General features: G+C 37.8%; 21 protein-coding genes and 1 pseudogene. 9 read left to right on the forward strand and 13 right to left on the reverse strand.

Annotated features, from left to right (window positions below; translation table 11 throughout):
* Positions 1-279: 279 nt before the first annotated feature.
* The 11 genes and pseudogenes from J2S08_RS21615 to J2S08_RS21665 form a co-directional block, all read right to left on the reverse strand.
* Positions 280-843, reverse strand: a complete 564-nt coding sequence (locus J2S08_RS21615; protein WP_307233297.1) for an RDD family protein — start codon at positions 841-843, stop codon at positions 280-282.
* A gap of 14 nt (positions 844-857) precedes the next feature.
* Positions 858-1,856, reverse strand: a complete 999-nt coding sequence (sppA, locus tag J2S08_RS21620) for a signal peptide peptidase SppA (RefSeq protein ID WP_307233299.1) — start codon at positions 1,854-1,856, stop codon at positions 858-860.
* Positions 1,857-2,137: 281 nt separating this feature from the next.
* Positions 2,138-2,230 (reverse strand): annotated as a pseudogene (locus J2S08_RS21625) (transcriptional regulator); the annotation flags it as partial.
* Positions 2,231-3,278: 1,048 nt separating this feature from the next.
* On the reverse strand, positions 3,279-4,349 hold the full coding sequence (locus tag J2S08_RS21630; protein ID WP_307233301.1) for a CAP domain-containing protein: 1,071 nt from the start codon (positions 4,347-4,349) through the stop codon (positions 3,279-3,281).
* Between the two features lie 1,035 nt (positions 4,350-5,384).
* Positions 5,385-5,564 carry a PspC domain-containing protein gene (locus J2S08_RS21635; protein WP_370875738.1) on the reverse strand — a complete coding sequence of 60 codons (180 nt, stop codon included), beginning with the start codon at positions 5,562-5,564 and terminating at the stop codon, positions 5,385-5,387.
* Positions 5,565-6,009: 445 nt separating this feature from the next.
* Positions 6,010-7,197, reverse strand: a complete 1,188-nt coding sequence (locus tag J2S08_RS21640) for a M20 family metallopeptidase (RefSeq protein WP_307233303.1) — start codon at positions 7,195-7,197, stop codon at positions 6,010-6,012.
* Positions 7,198-7,243: 46 nt separating this feature from the next.
* Entirely contained in the window at positions 7,244-8,113 is an 870-nt protein-coding gene (locus J2S08_RS21645) for an ABC transporter permease (RefSeq protein ID WP_442320934.1), read from the reverse strand.
* Positions 8,114-8,228: 115 nt separating this feature from the next.
* On the reverse strand, positions 8,229-9,734 hold the full coding sequence (locus J2S08_RS21650; RefSeq protein WP_307233307.1) for a sugar ABC transporter ATP-binding protein: 1,506 nt from the start codon (positions 9,732-9,734) through the stop codon (positions 8,229-8,231).
* Between the two features lie 13 nt (positions 9,735-9,747).
* Positions 9,748-10,695, reverse strand: a complete 948-nt coding sequence (locus J2S08_RS21655) for a substrate-binding domain-containing protein (protein ID WP_307233309.1) — start codon at positions 10,693-10,695, stop codon at positions 9,748-9,750.
* 8 nt (positions 10,696-10,703) lie between these two features.
* Positions 10,704-11,996, reverse strand: a complete 1,293-nt coding sequence (locus tag J2S08_RS21660) for an ArgE/DapE family deacylase (protein WP_307233312.1) — start codon at positions 11,994-11,996, stop codon at positions 10,704-10,706.
* Positions 11,996-12,880, reverse strand: a complete 885-nt coding sequence (locus tag J2S08_RS21665; protein ID WP_307233313.1) for a glutamine amidotransferase — start codon at positions 12,878-12,880, stop codon at positions 11,996-11,998. Before J2S08_RS21665 ends, J2S08_RS21660 begins: the two co-directional genes overlap by 1 nt.
* Positions 12,881-13,521: 641 nt before the next feature.
* Here J2S08_RS21665 and J2S08_RS21670 point away from each other — a divergent pair.
* The 9 genes from J2S08_RS21670 (at position 13,522) to J2S08_RS21710 (ending at position 20,415) form a co-directional block, all read left to right on the forward strand.
* Complete coding sequence (locus J2S08_RS21670) at positions 13,522-14,055, forward strand: hypothetical protein (protein WP_307233315.1); 534 nt, start codon at positions 13,522-13,524, stop codon at positions 14,053-14,055.
* Between the two features lie 117 nt (positions 14,056-14,172).
* Positions 14,173-14,847 carry a hypothetical protein gene (locus J2S08_RS21675; RefSeq protein ID WP_307233317.1) on the forward strand — a complete coding sequence of 225 codons (675 nt, stop codon included), beginning with the start codon at positions 14,173-14,175 and terminating at the stop codon, positions 14,845-14,847.
* A gap of 69 nt (positions 14,848-14,916) precedes the next feature.
* On the forward strand, positions 14,917-15,309 hold the full coding sequence (locus J2S08_RS21680) for a hypothetical protein (RefSeq protein ID WP_307233319.1): 393 nt from the start codon (positions 14,917-14,919) through the stop codon (positions 15,307-15,309).
* Positions 15,310-15,605: 296 nt separating this feature from the next.
* Positions 15,606-16,178, forward strand: coding sequence for a hypothetical protein (locus J2S08_RS21685; RefSeq protein WP_307233321.1), 573 nt, complete (start codon positions 15,606-15,608; stop codon positions 16,176-16,178).
* A 510-nt stretch (positions 16,179-16,688) separates the two neighbouring features.
* Positions 16,689-16,862 carry a hypothetical protein gene (locus tag J2S08_RS21690; RefSeq protein ID WP_307233323.1) on the forward strand — a complete coding sequence of 58 codons (174 nt, stop codon included), beginning with the start codon at positions 16,689-16,691 and terminating at the stop codon, positions 16,860-16,862.
* A 161-nt stretch (positions 16,863-17,023) separates the two neighbouring features.
* Positions 17,024-17,353 (forward strand): thioredoxin, encoded by a 330-nt coding sequence (gene trxA / locus J2S08_RS21695; RefSeq protein ID WP_307233324.1) that lies wholly within the window; start codon positions 17,024-17,026, stop codon positions 17,351-17,353.
* A gap of 73 nt (positions 17,354-17,426) precedes the next feature.
* Positions 17,427-18,464, forward strand: a complete 1,038-nt coding sequence (locus J2S08_RS21700) for a vWA domain-containing protein (RefSeq protein ID WP_307233326.1) — start codon at positions 17,427-17,429, stop codon at positions 18,462-18,464.
* Between the two features lie 684 nt (positions 18,465-19,148).
* Positions 19,149-19,445: a hypothetical protein gene (locus J2S08_RS21705; protein ID WP_307233328.1), complete on the forward strand. Its 297-nt coding sequence runs from the start codon at positions 19,149-19,151 to the stop codon at positions 19,443-19,445.
* Position 19,446: 1 nt separating this feature from the next.
* Complete coding sequence (locus J2S08_RS21710) at positions 19,447-20,415, forward strand: sigma-70 family RNA polymerase sigma factor (protein WP_307233330.1); 969 nt, start codon at positions 19,447-19,449, stop codon at positions 20,413-20,415.
* A gap of 767 nt (positions 20,416-21,182) precedes the next feature.
* Here the strand turns inward: J2S08_RS21710 and J2S08_RS21715 are convergent.
* Entirely contained in the window at positions 21,183-21,566 is a 384-nt protein-coding gene (locus J2S08_RS21715; RefSeq protein WP_307233331.1) for a hypothetical protein, read from the reverse strand.
* A gap of 142 nt (positions 21,567-21,708) precedes the next feature.
* Positions 21,709-22,911 carry a LysM peptidoglycan-binding domain-containing protein gene (locus tag J2S08_RS21720; protein ID WP_307233333.1) on the reverse strand — a complete coding sequence of 401 codons (1,203 nt, stop codon included), beginning with the start codon at positions 22,909-22,911 and terminating at the stop codon, positions 21,709-21,711.
* Positions 22,912-23,328: the final 417 nt, after the last annotated feature.

Genomic DNA, 23,328 nt, shown 5'->3' on the forward strand with positions numbered 1-23,328 from the left:
GCTTGGTAAATATAGATAGCTAACAAAAGTATCTAGTTCCCAAGAAGCTCCCACTTCAATCAGACCGCAAGGTCGATAAGTGGTGAGTAGTTCACTAAGCATTTACTGTAATATTGTATTGTATTCCCTAGTACAGCCGCAATGGATGAAGTTTTTCTGTTATATTTCCTGAGACTGTCCGATAAGTCCTCTTAAAAGTAAAGGCGCTCCAGAAAGTCAGATTACTGACTTCTGGACAGCCCCTTCCTACCTAAATTAGCAAAAGCTACCCTCACGATTTCATCCGATTTTTATTGGCCGTGTAAAAGCAATCTGTTGACTTGATCGTTCATGAATAACAATTGTATCAGCAAACGAATCATGGATGCCTTGTTTTTTTGGAACAAAAGCAACAATGATATATAAAAGATTAAAAAATGTGGACGATATATATCTTCCGAATAGCTCTCTAAAAATAACTGTACCCCATGTTAATTTTTCCTTTTTCAAAGAAACAACCTTAAGGCCAAATATTATTTTACCAACCGTTTGCCCAGTCAGTTTCGTCATGAGTATAAAATACAGATAAAAGACGACTGCATGTGTAATCGTAATGGGAGAAAAGAAAACAGTATCACCCAACGGAATATCGAATGTCCCTAAAATAGGTTTGATAAGTAAACGCACGATACTACCAATCGTTAACAGATCAATTAGATATGCCCAAAAACGCATCCAAAACCCAGCTAAATCTACATATTTCTCCTCTTTAAATTCATCATGTACTTTCAAAGCCTCTTTCTGATCATTAGGTCGTAAAGGTACTTGTTCCTTTTCATTAAAAAGGTGTACTTGCCGATCCATGAAATTCCCTCCTATTATTCTGCATATAAATACATCAGTCTCGGGGAACTAGGTTGTGTCAGCAATTTAATCGCGCCAAACATTTCCCCTTCCTTCCCGCTTATTTTTTGCATCGCTGTTCCGAATAAGGAAGGAAAACCATTATCTGTACCATACTTCACAACTGAAGCACCTTCTAATGAATAATCTGTACGAATAGCTTTAATGACATCCTCTAAATAGCCAAAGTCATCTATAAGATTCAGTTCCTTTGCTTGATGGCCATCGTAGATGCGCCCGTCTGCAATTTCTCGTACTCTTTCCTCTGGCATATTTCTTCCTTCTGAAATCACTTTGACAAATCTATTAAATGAATTATCAAGCATTGATTTCATAATATTTCTATCGGCTTCTGTCATTTCTCGCTTTGGACTCATGATATCTTTAAATTCTCCGCTCTTAATCGTCACAAAGTCAATTCCAAGTTTCTTCGCAAATTCTGTATAATTGGTTCCTTGCATAATAACACCGAGCGAACCAGTCATCGTTTCTGGGCTGGCAAAAATTTTATCGGCTGAAGCTGAAACATAATAACCGCCAGATGCCGCTACACTGCCCATCGAAACATAGACGGGTTTTTTCGTTTCTTCTTGTATTTGCACGATTTTTTGATGGATTTCAGCTGATTCAACTACGCCGCCCCCAGGAGTGTTAACACGTAAAATAATCGCTTTTGTCTCATGATCGTCTTTCGCATGATTCAGCTGCTCCATAAAATGTCTATGGTTATAGTCGCCGCTACTCCAGATTGACGTGGTATCCCCACTATCTTGAATGACACCATCTAACTCAATGATGGCGATTTTTCCCGTTAAGCTTCCTTCTTCAATTGTTTTTTCATTCCATTCCTTAAACGTATCTCCCCAAAGTTCAGAGAAATTAGTACTAAATGCCATCGATGCAAAATTGATGATAATGGAAAAAATAAATATGGTTCCTGCAATTAAAATTGCCCACCATCTCTTACTATTCAAGAGTAAAACCTCCCTTTTTCATGTCTTCACATAGTACGGTTTCAATAAATGACTAACAATTTAATATCTAATCCACTCGAAGTATGTATGTTTTGAACAAAAATAAAATATAAATGGAGAGGGTATTTTCACCTACCAAGAAATGATCTTGCAAGTATGTCAAAATGATACAGCTAAAAAATTCGTAAATTCACGTTGTTTTTCCGATAAATATCATACCTATTCAAATTAAACTGGTGATAGTGTCGTTTGGCGTATTTTTAGTAATAAAAACACCATATTCAACCTCCCTCTAATCCTTTTGCAATGGCTATACAGAGTGGAAGGCTTGGATTATATTTTTTTTCAATTAATCCGATCATCTGTCTAGTTACCAATTGCTCTAGTAATCAATTTTTCTACGTTGGTTGGCTTTTACTTTATCTTTTTAAAAAAAATTCCCCCTATGTAATATATATAACGCATAATGTAATATATATATTGCCAAATGCAATTTATATATTACATACATACACCTATTTAGTCAACCGAAAAATGAATATTTTTACACCATAAGAGAGAAATTTACAAGTTACTTAACTTACAAGGTAATTTCAACAATTGACTTATTTCTTCTTCATAAACATACTTTTATTGAGCAGTGTTAATATGTTGTGTATCAGTTATGTTAACATTCCCCCTATTCTGTTATTTACCGTTTTTAAAAAGGATGGAAAGCTATCTTTGTAAACCTAAACGATTTTTATTTCTATATTTTTTTGAGGGTGCTCCGGTCTCTTTTCAGCTTCATGAGCGTACGTTTAAATTCATAGCGGGTATCCATGTCTTTTTTGCTACGCAAGCTATACAGCCCAGCTAAAACTGCATAAGCAAATCGATTGTTTTTTTGTAGAAGTTCGGTTTCATTTTGGTTAAGGACTTTGTAGGTGTTGAATTGATAAGTTAATTTAGTGCCGTGGAAATGGTAGTGATAAGCTGTAGGATGGAATGAGGGGGCTCCCGTCAGTGAGAAGGGCAATGGCACAAATCTTTTTTTCGTATTTATCAAAAATACGGTAAAAATATTGAATAGCTTTTGAAAGAATAATGTGAAAGAGGAGGTTAAAAATGAAAGAATATAATTTTTGCCACGTATATTGTAATTTTCAACCTCTACGAGCTAAATACAAATTGAGTAACACTAAAAACAAATCACGCTGTCTTCGTTGCTTCTTAATATGTACGCCCCCTTCGTAAACTTTGAAAAAGCCTCTTGGTAGTCAATCCAAGAGGCTTACCACAAAACCTAATATTATTTACGTTTATATGAGTTAAAGGCAAGCCCACTAAAATACTGTCGGCTCTGTCAAAATCTTTTTCAATTTTTCGGCCATCACAACGGAACTATCGTATTTTATCGTTTTTCTAAGAAATGTAGCGCTTTTATGGTGCAGCTGTTGGTACCATAACAAAAAAATGAGTTTCAAAGGCAATATCTGCTGGTTTTCCAGACTTGTCATATACTCCGCTAATAGTTACGCGGAACAAGTCATCTTTCTCGATGCGATCTATTCCGTCAGGTCTAAAAATAATACTAAACGGTTCACCAATGTTACTTGTTTCAATATTAAAGTATTTCCCTTCTTTATCTTTATCCTTATGATCAAATCTCCATGTTTTCCCATCACGGCTCCTTGTCAATGTTGCCGTTATTTCTTGTATTTTTGTATTATCGTATATTTCCGTATTTAAACTAACAGACCACGGGTGGTTTGCAGAGAAAACTTCTATTGGGAAAAATCCTTCTGAAGGCCAACTTACATAGCGATAATTCACTTCACCCTTTGCCCGATCTTTATTAAGGGCATACATAGATGAATAAGGTATCTCATTTCCTTTATCATTTGTAATGAATACCATTCCAAACATCGTTTTCTTCATAGCCGGGTTGAGAATCCAGCGGCGGTGGCCTACTTTGTCAATATTACTCGCACCACTATCAGCCATATATCCAAGTACATTGTGGTAAAATGTTGGACTTACGGCATATAAATTACTAGTGCTTGCCCCCTTTAAACCAAGCTTGTACAGTTCCTCATCCATATCTCCTGGCATAGTAGGATGATGGCTAAGCTGCTTGTTCACAGCATTCATTAAAGCAGCAGCTTGCTGTTGAGATGCTAACATCCAATCAGGCTCGATGTCATCTGGTAGACCAGCCAAATACCGCATGAAATTCGTTGCGTTTATGCCATCAAGAATATATTCTTGCTTTATTTTTCCTAATGCGAACGGTGCTTTCGTCGATGGCTGCTGTTCGTATATATCAGCAGGGTTCATATAACTATCATCTGCGCCCATGGGCTTGTACTGCTCCCATTTTAAGAGAATATCCTGCTTAGAGCGGTTTGCTACATTAGCTTGTACATCATAACCAAAGACTGTTTCTTGATCAATAAGGAAAGCACAAACGAAAATGGATAATAACCAAAAAGTTTTCGCTTTCAATGTCATATTTATAGAACCTCCTTTTTTGATTTTTTTCACTTTATTCATTTGCGACAAAAGTTCATTTATTTTTCCGACTATTACTCTCTCAAATGGCTTAGGGGGAGTTCTAGACGAGGCTTCATAAACTGACTAACTATTAGTTTTAAATGCTCCTTTTAGTAAAAGCAGTTCCTAATATATGCATCGGAAGAATTAATAAATTATTAAGCCTTTTATCCTATTTACATTAAAATTTTTTAAATTGGTGAACTTTTTTACAAAACCATAATCGCCAGCAATGATTATCATTTTTTAATGAGATATTTTAGAAAGCTAGTAATAACTCCTTGGGCAAATGTTCATCTCATAACTGCAAATAGCAGAAAAAAACCACCTTTAAAGGCGGCTTCTATTTTCATATATTTTTTTACGTATTGCTAAAAAGCATTAAACGAAATAAGATTTATTTTCCTAGCCTCATGAGCTTACGTTTAATTTGATAGCGGATGTCCATGTCTTTTTGCTGCGCAAGCTATACAACCCAGCTTAAACTGCATAAGCAAATCGGTTGTTTTTTCGGGGAAGTTCGGTTTCATCTTGGTTAAGTATTTTGTAAATTGATGGTCAATTTGGTTTTTTGCGGAAATAGAAGTGATATGCTGTAGGATGAAATGAGGGGCTGCCGTCGGTGAGAAGGGCATTATCATATATTTTTTGTTCGTACTTTTCAAATATACGATAAAAATATTGAAATAAGTAATTGTTGGATTTCAACATGAATGAGAATCTATTGTTTTTCCATTTTTACCCTTAAACTCTATTAGCCTATCCATCACGTATTCTTTTTTTATTAGATGTCGGAAATAGCTTGAAAAGCTCTGTTTCAACTGCTTCGGTTCATAGCGCCAGTCGATATGTTACGCTAAGTTTGGCGAAAAAAAATCGTTTCACTCTGTTTTTAGGATAAAGAATTAACTAACTTTTATTCATACTCCTATATTTCCATTAATTAGTTATAAGGTTTTTTTAAATTAAATCCATAAAGCCAACCTGTAGATTTCATCGGGATCGTTTCTCTACTAATATAATATTAAGAATGAAGTACACCCATAAAGAGACAGTGAATGTAAGGAAAAATAGCAATCTTACGACAAAAGAAGATATACCAAAAAATTCAGCTATTCCTCCGCAAACTCCCATTAAAGACTTATCTGTTGATGACTTTGTTAATTTCCTCAAAATAATCTCTCCTTTTATAGGAGTGTCAAAAAATAATTTTTGACCCCCTCATTAAATCTCTCTCATTAATAGAGAAAAAACACGTCTATCTTTAGAATATTCAATGATACTAAATAGAATTCCTTCTTCAATTATCTTTCCCATAAAATCTAGTAGGAGGCTGGGGCGGGAGACTAAGCCCCGACCTCCTAAGGTAAGTACACATTCTTTTCCATGTCCTTGCTCCCTTTTTTACAGTATCGACTTTAGTCCCACCTAAGTACATCTACCCTCAAATGAAGTTCGTGTCCCTTGAGGCGGAGAGTTTCTACCGACTTCCTTCAAATTCTAGGCTGCCTAATCACCTTTTCATAAGCTAACTATTACTACTTTTAGGACTTGAACACTATAGCATGTGCACAAAGAAAGCCCCTCGAATTTCATTCAAGGGACTTCTATGGAGGGGCTAGCATTTTAGATAGCCGATGATGAGGTAAACATAATAACGGATGGAGAAAATGTATTTTTCTATATCTGCCCATTCATTTGGTTGATGGGCTAAGTGAGGCTCTCCTGGACCAAATAAGAGAACAGGAACTGTTGGTAAATAAGTAGTAAACACTGAAGCATCTGTATAATAGTTGACGCCTTGAAAAGAGACTTTTTGGCTGTGTCCCGATAAAGCTTGCTTACATGCCGCTGCCAATTCAATAAACGGATGATTTGTTGGCGTCGATACTGCTCCCATATTGTTCAATATATCTATTTTGCTTGTTACTTGATGCTTTTCACAAATCATTTTTACTATTTTTTCAATATTGCTAAAAATAATTTGGTGGCTTTGACCAGGTATTGTTCGGATGTCGACAGTCATTCGGCAATCATCTGGCACCATATTCGTTTGAATTCCACCCTCAATTGTAGCAAAGTTTATCGTGTTCTTGCCTAATAATGCATGCTGATCGATTTTGAACAAAAAACTCCTTTGCAACTCATTTATCACTTCATTCATAGCAAGCAAGGTGTTTTTTCCTTGTTCTGGCATCGATCCATGTGCTGTTTTCCCAAAAAGAGCTATGCTGACCCATAAAGTGCCTTTATGGGCAGTGACAATTTCATTTGCAGTTGGCTCTCCGACGATCATAGCAGTACAATTATCCAACCAGTCTTTTTGGATTGCTCTTTTCGCACCACAGCCGTCCACTTCTTCACCTGCGGTTCCAACTAACACAACATCTCCATCGAGAGAAACCTTCCGTTCACTAACTAATCTTAATGCAAAAATCATAGCAGCTAGACCACTTTTCATATCTGTGGAACCTCTTCCATAGATACGATTTCCTTCTATCTTTCCTTGAAAAGGATCAATCTTCCATGTCTCCTTCCCAAGTGGTACAGTATCTAAATGACCACTTAGTACGAGACGTTTTCGCGGCTGCCTCATCGTTGCCGATTTCGTACTTGTATTTGCAATAAGAATATTCGCTCGTCCGGTTTCAAATTCATCGATTTTGACCGTCAAATCGGTATGGGCCAACTCCTTTTGCAGAAGCTTAGCCACGTCTAACTCATTGCCAGGAGGATTGATACTATTGATTTTTATTAATTTTTGCAAAAAATGAATGGCCGCTTCTGTATCAAATTGTCTATCCATCACATCTCTTTTCCTCTTTTTTTATTAGTCGTATCGCAGCATACCTTTAGGCTGCTTTTTTTTCTTTTAAGGAATTAAGCCAGACAGCCAGTAAAATAACAGCTCCTTTCATGATTAATTGATGATAAGACGAAACATTTAATAAATTCAGTCCATTGTTTAAGATGGAGATGATCGCTACTCCCATTAACGTTCCCGTTATTTTTCCCTCGCCGCCAAAAAGGTTTGTTCCTCCGAGAACGACAGCTGCAATGGCGTCAAGCTCAGATCCTGTTCCAGCATTGGGAGACCCTGTAGATAAACGAGATGCGAGCAAAATGCCTGCCAATGCAGTGATCGCCGACCCTAAAATATAGACGCTCATTTTTACTCTTTTCACATGAATACCGCATAATCGCGCTGCTTCTTCATTATCTCCAATCGCATATACAGAACGGCCAAATTTCGTATGTGTCAATAAAATGTGGCCTAAAATCACAATCGCAGCCATCATGATGATTGGTACGGGAATTGGACCAATATATCCTCTGCCTAAAAAGCGAAATCCCTCATCAGCTACAGCGATCGGACTGCCTTGTGTTATCACAAATGCAACCCCACTTAGAATCGTCAACATTGCCAACGTCACAATAAATGGCGGGATTTTCTGAGTGGAAATCATCGCACCAATCAATAATCCAATGAGGCCACCAGCCAAAATTGTAACCACAATCGCTAATGGTAGCGGGACGCCAGCGGTCAGCAAACTAGCGATTAACACGCCAGCTACAGCTATTTGCGATCCGGCGCTTAAATCAATTCCTCCAGTGATAATGATGAAAGTCATCCCGACTGCCATCATGCATAGGACAGATGCTTGTCTTGAAACATTGAATAAATTGTCAACTGTGAGAAAATCATCTGAAACAATAGACATGATGATAAAAAGCAACAAGACACCAATGATAGCCGCTCCCTTATCTAAAAGCAAAAGGAAGTTTTTCTTTGAAAAAAGAGGGCTTTTGTCAATGACAGCAGCATCACTTGTTGTTTTACTTTGCATGGACTCTTCCTCCAAAAGCAAGATTTAATATTTGATCAGGTTCAATATCTTTTCCCGACAACTCTCCAGCTACACATCCTTCTTTCATCACTAATACGCGGTCGCTCATCCCAACAATTTCAGTCATTTCCGAGGAAATCATCATAATGGCAACTCCTTGTTTCGCTAATGTATGAATCTGTGCAAAAATGTCGGCTTTCGCACCAACATCAACGCCGCGGCACGGCTCATCGAGAATGAAAATGTTAGGTTTTTGCAACATCCACCGTGCAATAATCGCCTTTTGCTGATTTCCGCCGCTTAAATGAGAAATGCGCTGTTCCAAGCTCGCTGTTTTAATATTCAACTTCTGCTTATATTCATTGGAAATATCTTTTTCTTTTTTCCGAGAAAGAAGCATGTTTCGAGAAAACAATGACAAGTTAGCAAGTGTTATATTTTCACGCACACTCATTTTTAATGCCAGGCCTGTTTCTTTCCTATTTTCCGTTACAAATCCAATTCCAAGACGAATGGCATCGCGCGGTGAACGAATGATTGCCTGTTTATCGTTGACAATGATCTCACCTTCATCGATTGGCAATATGCCAAATAGTGCTTCCGCTATCTCTGTCCGCCCAGAACCTACTAAACCAGCAATTCCAAGAATTTCACCCTGTCTGATTGAAAAATTTACTTCATGAAATGCACCTTGCTTCGTTGCTTGTTTCACTTTAAGCACCGTTTTCCCTAATGGAATATCTTCTTTATGAAAATAATTTGCTACTTTTCTATTTACCATTAATGCTACAAGCTCCTCTGTACTACTAATATCCTTTAATGGCAGCGTTTTGATATATGCTCCATCCCGCAGCACAGTGACAGTATCAGCAATCCGAAAAATTTCATCCATTCGGTGGGATATATAGATAATACTGACACCATTCGCCTTCAATTTTTCAACGAGAGAGAGAAGCACCTCTGTCTCCTTCTCTGATAAAGAGGAAGTAGGCTCATCCATAATCAAGACATTCGCCTTTTGGGACATGGCTCTGGCAATCTCCATCATTTGCTTTTGTGCGATGCTTGTCTTTCCCGCCAATTGTTTTACATTCAACGGGATGCGTAAAGATGCCAAGATTGCTTTCGCATCATCATTCATTTTTTTCCAATTGATCATTCCCCATTTTTTAACTGGCTGATCTCCTAAAAAGATGTTTTCAGCGATCGTTAAATGATTGGCAATATTTAATTCTTGATAAATGCAATGGATGCCAAGCTGTTTTGACATTTGCGGGGTCATTTGTTCTATCCTTTGACCCTCGTAATAAATGTCACCGCTCGTTCTTGAATAAGCGCCTGTTAAAATCTTAATCAATGTAGATTTTCCTGCTCCGTTTTCTCCTACTAATGCATGTACACTCCCCGGCATAACCGTTAAAGATACACCTTTTAAAGCTTTGACCCCCGAAAATTCTTTCGTAATCTCCTTTAATTGAAGCCTTGGTGCAATCATTTTCACCATCCTCTCAAAAGTAATCTGCGACGTTATGTTTATCGATTAAGATCACAGGGATGCTCATTTGCTTATCTAACTCTTTGCCTTGAATCGCATTGACCACCGCCCTAATGGCTGTCTCCCCGATTAATTCAGGCTGCTGCTGAATCATCGCAAGAATGTACTCACTTTTAATGCCCTTTGCTGCTTCCTCATTGACATCAAATCCTAAGATTTTGACATCTTGCTGCCTTGCAGACTCTAAAGCAGCAAGGGAGCCGAGAACACTATTTTCCGCAGTAGCAAAAATATAGTCGACATCAGGATTTGCTTGTAAAATATTTTCTACCGTCCGCATCGACTCTTCTCGGTCATAACCCGGCTGGTCATTTAAAAACGTCATATTGGTCTGTTCTTTTAGAGCATCTTTAAAGCCTTTTAAACGATCCTGCTGGACGAGTGCTTTAATGGAGGTAACGACAGCGATGTGAATTTCCTCGTTCCCTTTGCCATTTTCCTCAAGGTAGTTTTTAAAATAGTTGCCAAGCTCTTGGCCTGCTTCATAATTTGCTGTTCCGATAAATGTATCGATACTAGGCGAATCAACGACAGCATCTGCAGTCACGACAGGAATTCCTTTCTCCTTTGCTTCTTCCACAACGGGAATAACACCTGCATTGTCTGTTGCCATCAAAATGAGTCCATCCACATTTTTTTGCATGTAGTCTTCAATAGCAGCTACTTGTTTCGCTAAATCTTGATTTGGATCATTGATGAGAACATTGACGCCTAAATCTTTTGCTGCTTTCTGGATGCCCTTGTCGATATCAATAAAAAACTGATGCTGCAACGTAATGGTGCTGACTCCAATCGTCATATCTCCCTTATCTGCTTTCGACTTTGAATTGGAAGAACAAGCTGCTCCCATTACGAAAAGAACACTAACAATAACGGCCAATAACAGGTTTTTTCTTATCATCCATCTATTCACCCTTTTACATGATGAGCAATTCCACACCATGAAATAATAAAATTGCTATATATCTCAATTAACTGCAAATATTGCGAAATTTCTATTGATTCGTTAACTGTATGTGCGTCTTTTGGATCTCCACACCCTAAAATAATGGTTGGTGTTTCTCCAAATCCTGCTATTAATCTCGCATCACAGCCCGCCGGCATTCCCTCTATGATCGCTTCTCTTTTTAATACATTGCGAATGATCGTTTTTGCTTCTTCTACAATCGGATCGTCCAGCGGTGTTTCAAATGGAAAGCCTTCCTGGTAAACGGCCACCCGCGGCGGGTGCGCTTGCAGCCATTTATCGCCTTGAACAACATTGTCGATCGCATTCATCAACTGTTGATGTACTTCATCTCTTCTCTCTTGATAGGAAACACCTTGCTTTGGTTGATAATGCAAACACGTTTTTAATATACATTTGTTCGGAACGACTGATCCTGCATTTCCCCCTTCAATGACACCGAGATTGATTGTCTGTCCTGGCAATAATGGATGCCTTTCGGTCATGAGCCATTGATGCTCTAATTTTTTCAGTGCTTGATAGATTTCAAATGCTTTGTCGATTGCGTTTACCCCTTCCCAAAGTTGACTGGAATGTAAACTAAAGCCATCGACTTCAATCTCATGAAACAAAAATCCCATATGTGCTGGTTGAATATTTAAATTAGTCGGTTCACCGACAATCGCTCCATCCGCTTGATAACCGCGTTCTACACAAGCAAGCGTCCCGTTTCCACCGCCTTCCTCATCAACGACAGACTGAATGACTAAATCTCCTTGCAGCCGGATACCTAATGAATGGAGCAAGTCAGCAGCCATGATCATTGCCGAAAGTGATGCTTTCATGTCTGTAGTACCTAAACCGTACAGCCTGCCCTCTTCTATTTTTCCCGAAAAAGGATCATCGTTCCAAGCATTTTTATCCCCATACGGCATCGTGTCAATATGTCCATTTAATATCAGCGACCGCCCCCCGCCGGTTCCACGCCACACGCCAACAACATTAGGCCGATCTTTATTATGGTGTCCCAGATTCGCACCAGGATATGTTTTTATCTTCTCGTCTTCTACTAAAAACTCGTCGATTTCAAAATCTAAGCGGCGAAGCCTTTCTTTTATGAATTTCTGCCCGGCTTGTTCATTGCCGCCTTCTACCCCATGGCCAATGACTTGCGTATCGGTTTGGATGAGCTTTTTTAAAAAATCAATATAGCGGGATCGATTCGCTTGCAGTGCTTCTCCTATTACTGACAGCATCACAAATAACTCCTGCTCTCAGCATAGTCCATCCCTAACATTTGTCGTTCATCTGGTAAAATGGGTGCAATGTGCATTGTCTGTATCGGTGTTTCTTTTGAATCCTGCCACTGTTTTTCAGGCTGTTTTGAACAGTCTTTATTCACATGGTTTTTACTAATTTGTTCTAATATCTTTACCCAAAGGGACGCATATTGCTCCCATTCCATAAATGCTTGCGAACCCCAATGCGGAGCACAATCACTTGCAAAAGCTGCCGTTTTCCCATTTTCATAATCACCAATGACAAGCAGTGGATCTTCCCCAATTTTCGCTAGCACCTTCGCACGTTCTTTTGCAGTAAAACGATTGTAGCCAAGGAAAGGCGGCCAGTCCTTCATCCCTTTTGTGATCGGATGGACACGAACGGTAACAGGTACAATTCCCTCCGGCTTTTCAACCCGATCATCGCCATCCAGCATCTCCACTGGAAGCACATCAGCAAGGGCAGTATGCTTGTAATTGGCTTTTCCTTCAATACCCATAAAGGATAAATAGCCTCCAATCATTAACAGACCTCCACCGTTCGCTACATAGGCTTTGATTAATTCCAACGCATTAGGAATCATTTCCATTTGATAAAACGTGCGATTTTGCAGCAAAAAGGTATTACTGCCAATATCGCTGATCACAATTGCATCATACTTCTCTAATGCAACAAGCGTTTTCGGAAAACGGACTTGCACCTCATGGGCTGGCATATAGTCTACCTGTACACCTTCGTTCCTTAAACAGTCGAGCAAATGCGTCGCCCCTTCTTCATATTTCGTTGACTCAAACGTGTCATACCCCTTCGCATGAATCATATGAACAGTCCAAGACTCACCGATAAATAAAACCTTCATTCCTTTACATCCTCCTTATTTTTTGTGTAACCGGTTACATAACTTGTAGCATTCATCCATCATTTCCCATTGCCTATTAAACTTCATTCTATGAAATTGTATCCAACATTCCCTAATCCCTGAAAACTGATGCTGCCAGAGTTGGCTATATCAAGTCTCCCTTAGATTGATCTTTTATGATGAACTGCACGTTCTGTTTGTTTTCGTCACCCCTTTGCATACGACTTGTGTGTCCTAAAACTATATTAGATTTATTTTGGAAGAAAGTCAACTCAATTTGTGTTTAGTTGAGAATAAATAACACGTAGTGTGTTAATGGGCTCAAGCTTATGGATCAGTGAGGGAAGAGAAAACCCCCACTGACCAAAGCAAAGTCACTTGTACCAAACATTTTAACGGAGCTTTAATCAGTAACCTCCACCTTTGTCAAGTAAAGGATTTTATCATGTAAAAATATAAAATATAAATAATATTCTTTCCCTAATAACTGTCACCATCTTTCAAAAACCCCTCACAACTTTCTATAAACATAAACCGATTACTAATACCGTTAAGAATGTTCAAACATACAGATATCTCGTCCATTTTATGTTTTCTATGTAAACAATTAAACAAATAAAACATGAAGGAGGAATTTGATGATGGAAACAAAGAAAACTTGGATTATAGCTGATACTCATTTTAATCACGACAACATCATTATCTGTGAGAAACGCCCATTCAACTCAAAAGAAGAAATGAACGAGACTATTATTAAGTTGTGGAACGAAACAGTAGCACCTTATGACATTGTCTACCACCTAGGAAACGTTATATTTGGAGATAAAATGATTAAAGACGGCATTCTTAAACAACTAAACGGTTATAAAATACTTCGATTAGGAAACCTAGACAAACGTACTATTATGAATCAATGGAAGCAGTACTTTGATGAAGTATATGAGGATGACATCCTATTAGATGACCTTTGTCTGAGCCACCTACCTCTTTCTAAGTACGAAATGGATCGATTACTAGCCCTTGGATTAATCAAAGGCAATGTACACGGTCATTTACACTCCCAGAAAAGTAACTTAGAACAAACTAAATATAAGTGTGTTAGTGCTAAATTAACGAACTTCCGTCCAATTGCCTTTGAAGAGGTAAAAAAATACTTCGGAATAGGTATGAACTAATCAAAAACCCTTAAAAAGGAACAATGATAGAGGAAAAATAGAAAATAAGGTATTATTCTATCACTTCCTATAGGCTCTGTTTCAACTATTTGGGTAAGGCAGAAAGGAGGTAAATGAATGGCACTTATTAAAAGGGGGTATAGGATTTACTGTGATAAGAAACTAGAACACAAAACTGTGCTAGATAACGATACGCTAGAAATATATATAGATGGAACATACTACACTATCAACCTAATCCCAGGAGTTTACTTTACCCACCATGCTCAATTTGAAAGTGATCTCCCTAAGATGATTTCACAAATACTTAAAGATCATAACATCCCTGTTATTTGTAAGTTAGGAGGGATATACGACTATGCAAATAACCGTACAGTGCTAGTCTTCGAGCATAAAGATACTCAAAACGCTCATATTATACGTGTCGAGGGTGGCACAGCTTTTGACCTTTTAATAGGAGATATTGTTTCGGTCGAACCTCACGTTGACGGTTTTTTTTATCATTTCGTAAACATGTCAGGAAGTATCTCGGTAGTTTATTCTAGCTTCATTGAGCTGCCTTCTACTATTGTTACTAGAAAGAACGATGAAATTAAGTTAGAAGGTTCAATGATTGTCCGTAAATCAAGTACCGGTAGCTTGAAAAGTTCTATCCGTATTGCTAGTGCTTCTCTTCTTAATAGCTCTATCGCAGTGCGTAATCAAGGTTCTTCTCAGATAATAGGTACATTATCCGTACCTACAGATGACTTGTATGATCTAGGCTCATTCCTAATAGTTAAAAATAGTTAAATTTACTCGCAACTATTCACAATGAAAGAACGATTACTAATGTGAAAGAAACAGGAGGTACGATAAGGAATGAAACTAAACAAGTTTATTGTATCAGCAATTCTTTACTTCAAGAGTGGAAACTCAAAGAAAATAGATTGGGTCGAAGACCGACTCGTAAAGAAAATAAGAATTGATGAAAAAGAAGAAACTAAATCACTTACACTTCAGGAAGCAAATATTTTCTTTCAAGGGAAATTCAAAGAGTGGAAAGATAAAGGTACTACGATTGTCCGTAAAAATGTTAAGGGACAAAGTTCGATCATCGCTTTCTCTGAAATCGAGTATGCTACCGTTACAATCAATCAAGTAGGCGTATCAAGTTTAATAGGTGATCAGGATGTAAAACCTTCGACCTTATCAAAACACCAGGAATCCCTTACAGTAAAAGCTATTAAAGACCACCCTGCATTTAAACCATAAAAACAAAGAAGGTCTACATAGGTTCAATATTTCAAGGGAAAGAAATTAAGATCACTTTCAAGCGGCAGACTTTAAAGGTTCAAAGACAAGCTCCCTAAAAACTTTTTAAACAAAGTACTCTAGGAGAATTACAGGACTTACTATCATATTTAAGAATCCTTTGACTTTAATGAATAGACATGAACAACAGTAGTCCAACTTCTTTGAAGACGAGTCACAACTAACCTACGATTTAAAATGATTACTCGAACGTAAGGAACAGGCAATCCAACTAAAAACCTTGGAGGAATGTTAACATGGGAAACTTAAACAAAAAAATCATGCAGGTGATTACAACAACAGAACAAACAGGAGAACTTTCAGTTGATGTAGACCTCGCTACAAAAACCGCGTATTTAAATGGTATCCCCTTTACTGAAAAAGAACAATTACAGGCTATTTTAGAACATAGTGAGGTACTTAACTTCTCCCAAGTCAATTATTTCGGGGATGTAGGTAAAACCCGAAACGATATGTCCATCTCAGCAGGCGATCTTGAAATCGACGGAGATGCATTCAATCAAGCACCTGTCTTAGCCAGTATCTATTGTTACGAGAGAAATGAAGAAATAAAAGCAATTAATCACCTACAAGCAAAAGTAGAGAAATTAGAAGCCTTACTTGAAGAGATTCGGGCAAAAAACGAACTACTTGAAAAAATGGCTTTAGTAGGTGGGCAAAACGTAAATAAGAAGACTTTACGTTTCCCTCACGACTCGGCTAATCCAAAGACTCATCCATTACTTGAGTCTATGTTAGAAAAACGTATCGCAGGCATTGTGGATGACCTTAAAGAGTTGGAAATGACTCTTTCCTATTTAACCGTTTAGACTATGTAGATGCACTAAGAATAACACGAAAGATTTCACATTTATTCAAACTATCTAATTACAAAGTCCCTCCTAGTAGAGGTTTTTCTTTTTAAGAAGAATATAGCAAATGAAAATTCTTACTAAACTTTATGAAAATGATAGAAAGTTATTTGCAAATACAGTCAGGAAAAAGATTTTGCTACAACATATTAGCAGTAGAGAATAGCTTATTTATACCTATATCATTATCTATATCTTAAAACTAAACTAAATATTACGTCAATAAAACTTATGAGGAACCTTATCAAAGGAAGAAATCTCAGAGGATGTAGAGTAAAATAAATGCCCAAGGTTGCTACATAACAACTAAGGATTCCTTTAATACGTCTTTCCTTACCCTATGTTCATGTCTACACTCTACAATGTCAAAGCGTTAAAGAAAAGTCCCCAACGTCGACAAGTTAGAGATGTTATCTAACGATCATTTTGTGAACACACCGTGTGTAATAACCAATAGGAGGGATTAACGTGTTCGGTAAACGTAAATATATGGTATCAGGAAATAATAGTACAGGTAAGTATATTGAGAAAGAACTATGGGCGGGAAGTGCTCGTGAGGCATTAGAGTCCGCCCAAAAATGGAAAGATGGTAATACTTACACAGTTGCTCGTAAGAAAGGTTGTGGCTGTGGAGGTAGTTAAGAGGGGAAATCCATACAAGCACCTTACTACGATGACTTGAAAATCCTCCTCACCTACATTCCAGTTCTAGCAAGTGATTGCGACATTCACTCCATTTATGCATTTCCAATCAGTAATGGAGAAGACGAACCGGAAAAATTTATCGCTAGGGAGAATGCTTTATGTTAGAAATTACTAATAAAGAACAGTTTAATGAAGTTGTTCAGTCAGGAGTTGTGTTAGTTGATTTTTTCGCTCCTTGGTGTGGACCTTGTAAAATTCTAACACCGATTTTAAATGACATTGCTAAAGAATATCCTGACGCTCCATTAGTTAGAGTCAGCATTGAGAAATTAAGTAATATTACAGATGAATATGAGGTTGAAACAATCCCTACCTTGTTAATCTTCGATGATGGTAAGGTTGTAAAATCTAGCAAAGGACTACGCTCAAAGGAAATCATTGTAAAAATGTTGAACGAAGTGTTAGTCACTAAAGTAAAAGAAGTGTAATACCATTCAGGTGTGTCTATTGACACACCTTTTCTTATAATGAATGACACAAGGATAGTTAGGAGGTAAATATATGCCACAATTAAGAACGGTCATGAACGCTATAAAGAAGATTGACCTTTTTATTAAAGACATCCGTAAAGGTATGAGTCACGCCCATCCCTATTCAGTGGATGCTCTAAGACAATACCTAGATGAACTCGAGTACGTTCGTGACATGATAATGAACGCTGGCCTAGAATCGGGAGAAAATGTAGATAGTTTATTGTTCAAACTACGTGAATGTAATAGGGATTGCCTAAGCCCTGCTTATTCAGGTAAACCACAGGTGTTGCCTTACCCTTACCCTGTCCCTGAACCTTGGACCCCACCCGTTACTGTATCGGGAGTAAATATCATTTTCGTCGTCGATGTATCAGACTCTATGTTTGAGGGTGGTGGATTAGAGAGGGGTGGGCGTGTTAACAATCTTCTTGTTGCAATAACCAATGAAATTCAACGACAGGCTAATTCTGCTCAAATACCTTGTAAAGTTTCTCTTGTTGGATACTCTGACCCTACTGACAAAGAAGGTAAAAATAGACCAATATTTTATGAGATTATCTTAAACAAAAGTCTAAACATCTCTAACCTTGCCCAAGCATTTTACAGTATAAACCCGAATAAATGGGCAAGGGGTGGCGACCATCCTGAGTCAGGAATGACAGCTTTGTATAAGACTATTGATACAGTCATAGACAAGAGTATTGTGAATGGTAAGCCTGTTGAAAATTCTGTCATTCTCGTATCTGACGAACGACAAAAAATGAATAATAGTCAGCACCCCCCTCACCCTCGTTTCCCAGAAGTTACCCTTGCTCAAGTAACAGCTAAATTTGACCAGGTAGGGATAAAGAACAGATACGCGTTAATTCCTATGACAAGAGGTTACACTCAAACTCCCAGTAAAGTTGCAGGAACAAAAGCAATAGTGGGGAACGTAAATTGGAATAAAGATACTCAGAAGTTTTTCCGTCAATGTAGGGAATATTGGAACGCTAGTAACCTAAATGATGTTCAGGATTGGGTGACATGGACACTAGACCCTACCAAAGTACCTAAAGGATTGTAAGGAGAGGATGATATGGCTATACGGTTCGAAGACCTTTACAACGAAATGATTACCCTAGAGAAAGCTATAGCAAATATAGAGTTAGATATAACAAATTCGGATTGTGACTCTATTACTAAATGTCGCCTAGAATTAGAGTTGGAGTCATTGGAACGTCAGTTTAAACTGTTAGGGGATACTGAGTTTAACTTCGAGAAGTTGAACTTCGTTACTATTTTAGAGTCTTTAGAGAGATGTCTCTACTGTTAAAATTCGAGGGTATCTTTTAGAAGTTGAAATGATATTTTAGTTTTTCGTGTGAGACAGGATTTATTCCTGTCTTTCTTTGCAACCTTACTTAGGTTGAACAATTATTACAATGATAAATTGCTATGATGGACATTGTGTGATTACTCCTTCATTGAAATTGAACTTAAGTGATCCATAAAGAACGATACAATATACTCCTATTTATGTCTTCCTTATCCCTGCATTGAATTAGCTTATTTAACTCCACAACTAACCTAGAATCCTCTAATACTTCTTATGCGCTAGTTGCTCCTTCTTAGTAGAAAGGTCTTTTTATGTTGTTTTTCTAATATCCCAGCATTTAGGATTTTGTCAAAGTGTCATTCATTTCTCCGCAACTAACTCTCCCTATAGAACGATTACTAAGGTGAAGTTATTTACCCAGGAGGCAAAAAAATGACAACTAGCAACTACGTAGGTAAAGACATCTATGGAGAGTATACCAATGACGATTTAATCGCAGTGGTTATAAGAAATGATGAACGTAGAATAACCGATATCGAAAAAGTTACTCGTTTCATCTTCGGACTCTCAGAGCCCCCAAATCGTACAGAACCTGCTGTAAATTGGGCAACAATAAAGGAGAAAAAAAATTCTATCAATAAGCTTAGTAAAGCACTTAATAAGAAAATAGCTAAGTTCTTAAACTTTATGAAGGTTTCCCTTCAGGAAAGAAAGTTTGAGGTGAAGTGATATGCCGTCCGAGAAGTTCTTTCAACTTAGACAAGAAGGCATACCTGACCTCCACAACAACGTCTTACTGAAAGCGTGTCAAAAGGATTCTAACCTCTTGGCAGAACTTTTCCAAGAAAACAAGGATTTTATCTTCTCTATTATTGCCCGCTATAAAGGGAATGTAGAGAATCTGAAAGCTACGTTTAATGTGGACGAGGAAGACTTACTTCAACACGCCTACATAGGACTAATGACAGCACTTAAGGATTTCGACTTCAATAGGGGAATTAGGTTTACTACGTTTGCGTACCGCCCCATCCTTTGGGAAATTAATCAGTTACTGTACAATGACTCAAAGTTAGTTCGTCTCGGGAGAAGTGCGATCGAATTAATGAAACGCATGGAGCAAGTGGAAGATGAATTAGGTTACTTTCCTAAACCTAAGGAACTATCTGAAATGTTAGGAGTTCCTGTAGAACGTATCGAGGAAGTACTAAGGTTTGCTACAGAACTAACCTACTACGACGCACTTGATCATTTTGACCCGGTGGACATCTCGTTAAGTTACGAAAACGTTATCACTGAGAAAATCTATGTTGAATCGTTAATGAAGGAAGCTCAACTAGATAAATTTGAAACGAAGATCGTTGAACTCATTATGGCAGGTGATAACAACTCCCAGATTGCAGAAAAATTAAAGGTTTATCCTATGACGATCAGCAGGGCAATAGAACGTATTCGGAGTAAGATCATTCATGATTATGATGACAGAAAAGTCTCAAAATACGATAATGAAATTGAATTAATCACAGAAGAAATGGAAGAACTAGGCTGTATCATGAACATTGATGACATCAAAGACCTATTAGATGTTTGTGGGTATGACATAAGCATTTATACACCTAGAATTCTCTACTACATTCGTCAAAAAGCTCGTCATCATATCGAGAGAGAATTAATAGAATGTGCTAAACAATTAAAAGAGTGATAATTTGCTACTAATGAATCAAAGTCTATGATACATAGACGTTCTCAAGTTACTACGAACACCAACTAGAAATTTATTTTATTTCTCCATACTTAGAAAAAATGAACCACATGTGGTAGACATTAAAAAAGTTAAATGATTTGCTTTTATTGAAGGTCTTCGTTTGAGTCTTCTTTGTGACCATACCTCTTCTATTTAATTTCTCGTTCAATTCACGAAATACATTTCCCCTCAATTGATCATGAAGTATATTGCAAAGTTAGGTCACATGAGCCGATAAGACATCGTTAGTTAGCTTTATTTTTGACTCTTTCTGATTAGAAAATCCTATATAGATAAAGTGAAACTTCCATGAGTGGGGGGTTGCGCTCATCGCCCACTCATAAGAAATAGAACAAACGCTAAGATCGCAACGTCCTCGAAAAAGGAAAATGCTTTTTCTTCGTGCGATGTTAATTGAAGAAGCTTTCCTTATCCTGTCGGTCCGATCCAATCGGACATTTTACTTTCAGTTATCCCCACCTAGCACTTCTGATTCCTCTTACTTCCTAAGGTGGGGGGCTTGACTTCCCAGTTAGATGTGGGATAAATTGTTCATTATCAACAAAGTAAAGATCTATTATCTACTTAAGAGTGAACATGTGAATAGGTCCATGAAGAAAATTGTAAATGTGAAGAAATCAAAAGAAGGCTACCGTAATCAGTAGCCTTGTTGCATGTTCATACATACTTTTACTAAAGTGAACCTAAGTAAGTAGTCCGTATTATTATGCTATTTTCTTCTTTTGTCGGTTTGCGCCCCAATTGCGTACGACATTCAAATTGTACTTATGAAAGATCTCTTCCAGGACTTCTTTGTTCGCTATGCCATTGTATTCATTCTCTAAAATGTCCCAGAACATCTCGATAGCTCTTTGTTGCACCCGTGGAATCTTGGGCTCGTAGCGAAGGATATATTTATATAGTCCACCGCCAAGGTTTAGACAGTCAATAATGTAACCTGCTTTAGCTAACTCAGCAGTACGTGAAGTATAGTTATTAGAGATTTCTTTCAATTTAGAGTTAAGAACACCTTTATCACCTGCTTCACGTAAGGCTGTTAACATTACTTCACGTTGAGCATTTGAACGAATTTTAGCCTCTTTTTCCATCTTCTGCTCCAACTCCTTCGTTCGTTTTTCAGGCTAGTATCCATAACATTTTATAATCCCAATTTTTTTCTTTGTGACGGTGGAAGGGGTCCATTACTTGTGACAATAACTAAAATAATCAATTATTTTCACTTCGTATCTTTTAGAACATCACATTCCATGTCCTATAGTCGACTTCCCCTGTAGGAGTTAAGAATGTAAAACGTTTCTGGTATGCCTTCACTGCGTTCTCTGTAGCCATACCATACACTCCATCTACACTTACCTTTACAGCACGTTGGATCGCTTCGATATCTTTACCCTTTGCCCCACGTTTTAGCGTCTTCCCTGGGTAAGGTCTTACAGGAGATTCGTCTAAAAAGGCCTGTAACTCAGAGGTCACTTTCTGTTTAGACATGTTAGCAGGTTTAGGTGTAACTACGTCCGTATAGCCGACTAAAACCTTGCTATCTACTGTTAAAGCCTTCTCGTTAATCATTGGGTTCCATCTCCGTAAGTTCTCTACACTTACCTTGTACTTACTAGATAGTCCCCAAAACGTATCTCCCCGAACGACATTATGATAATGAGGCTTCTGAGATGTTGTAGCCCGTCCTTTTGCACGTTCAATTAATAGAATAGAACCGACTACAAGAGATGTTACACTGATTTCCGGATTCAAAGCTTTTAACCTATCAACAGTCGTTCCATACTGCTGAGATAAATCCCATAAAGTATCTCCCTTGATGACTTTATGAGTCTTGCCATTCTTACTTGATGGCACTTGTGGTGCAGGTAGCATCTTGGAAGCTGTACAATCTTTAAATTCAGCCAAAACATCTGTAATCAATTGGTTAAATGTTTTCCCCATGTATGCAAGAGCATTAGTTGGATCGCTCTTTCGCCTAGGGTCTAACGAATCGTGCCCGATAATGTCTCGCCTAGGATCTAGGCTATACTTATAACACAAATAAGCTAGTGTCCATACGTAACGGTTATAGGCTTTCTTACTGTTAATTTCTTTACCCCAACATAACTCCACACCGATAGCCATCTCATTAGCGGTAGCATCGTACAGCTTGTTATTAGCAGTAACGTTATAGATTACATGATTCGCCCTCTCAGGTGTTTTTAATAAGGCAGGAATACACTCCCTAATGTCCACATCGTCACAAAATAACTGAGCTGCAGCAGAGATATGCGGAGAGTTTCTGTAGTAGTGAATATGATCCTTCGCTGTAGAACCCTTATTCCCTGTATCATGGGCTACAATAAAGACAATTTTCTTCAACTTTTTTCCAGGTCTTCTTTTAGTCCCTTTAGGTAGATAGTCAGCTACAATCGGATATTTCATTTTAAAAGCCATATCATCCCTCCAAAACCCTGAATAACTGTGTGCTTCCGGTCGATCCTATTATAGTGAAGTAGCGTATCTTCTTATCAGTACCTCCGTAATAAATAGAGAGAACGGCAACCACCTGTAACTAATATCCCCCAACAGAGATAAAACTGGTCTTCAAATTAACCTCACGTACTTTATCGACTAGTTTAGATGAAATAACTTTTAAACGTCATAGAGTCAAAGAATGTATAGAATTTACATGTACTATGTTTTCTTTTCCATAAAAATATGTTAGAGGTTACTAAATGTTGCCCTTTTAATTGAGTACATCATGGGAAGTGAACTTCTCACCACTTATCGACCTTGCGGTCTGATTGAAGTGGGAGCTTCTTGGGAACTAGATACTTTTGTTAGCTATCTATATTTACCAAGCTATAAGGG

The sequence above is a fragment of the Bacillus chungangensis genome (genome assembly GCF_030812995.1).
In the GTDB taxonomy this organism is placed as follows: Bacteria; Bacillota; Bacilli; order Bacillales; family Bacillaceae_C; genus Bacillus_CF; species Bacillus_CF chungangensis.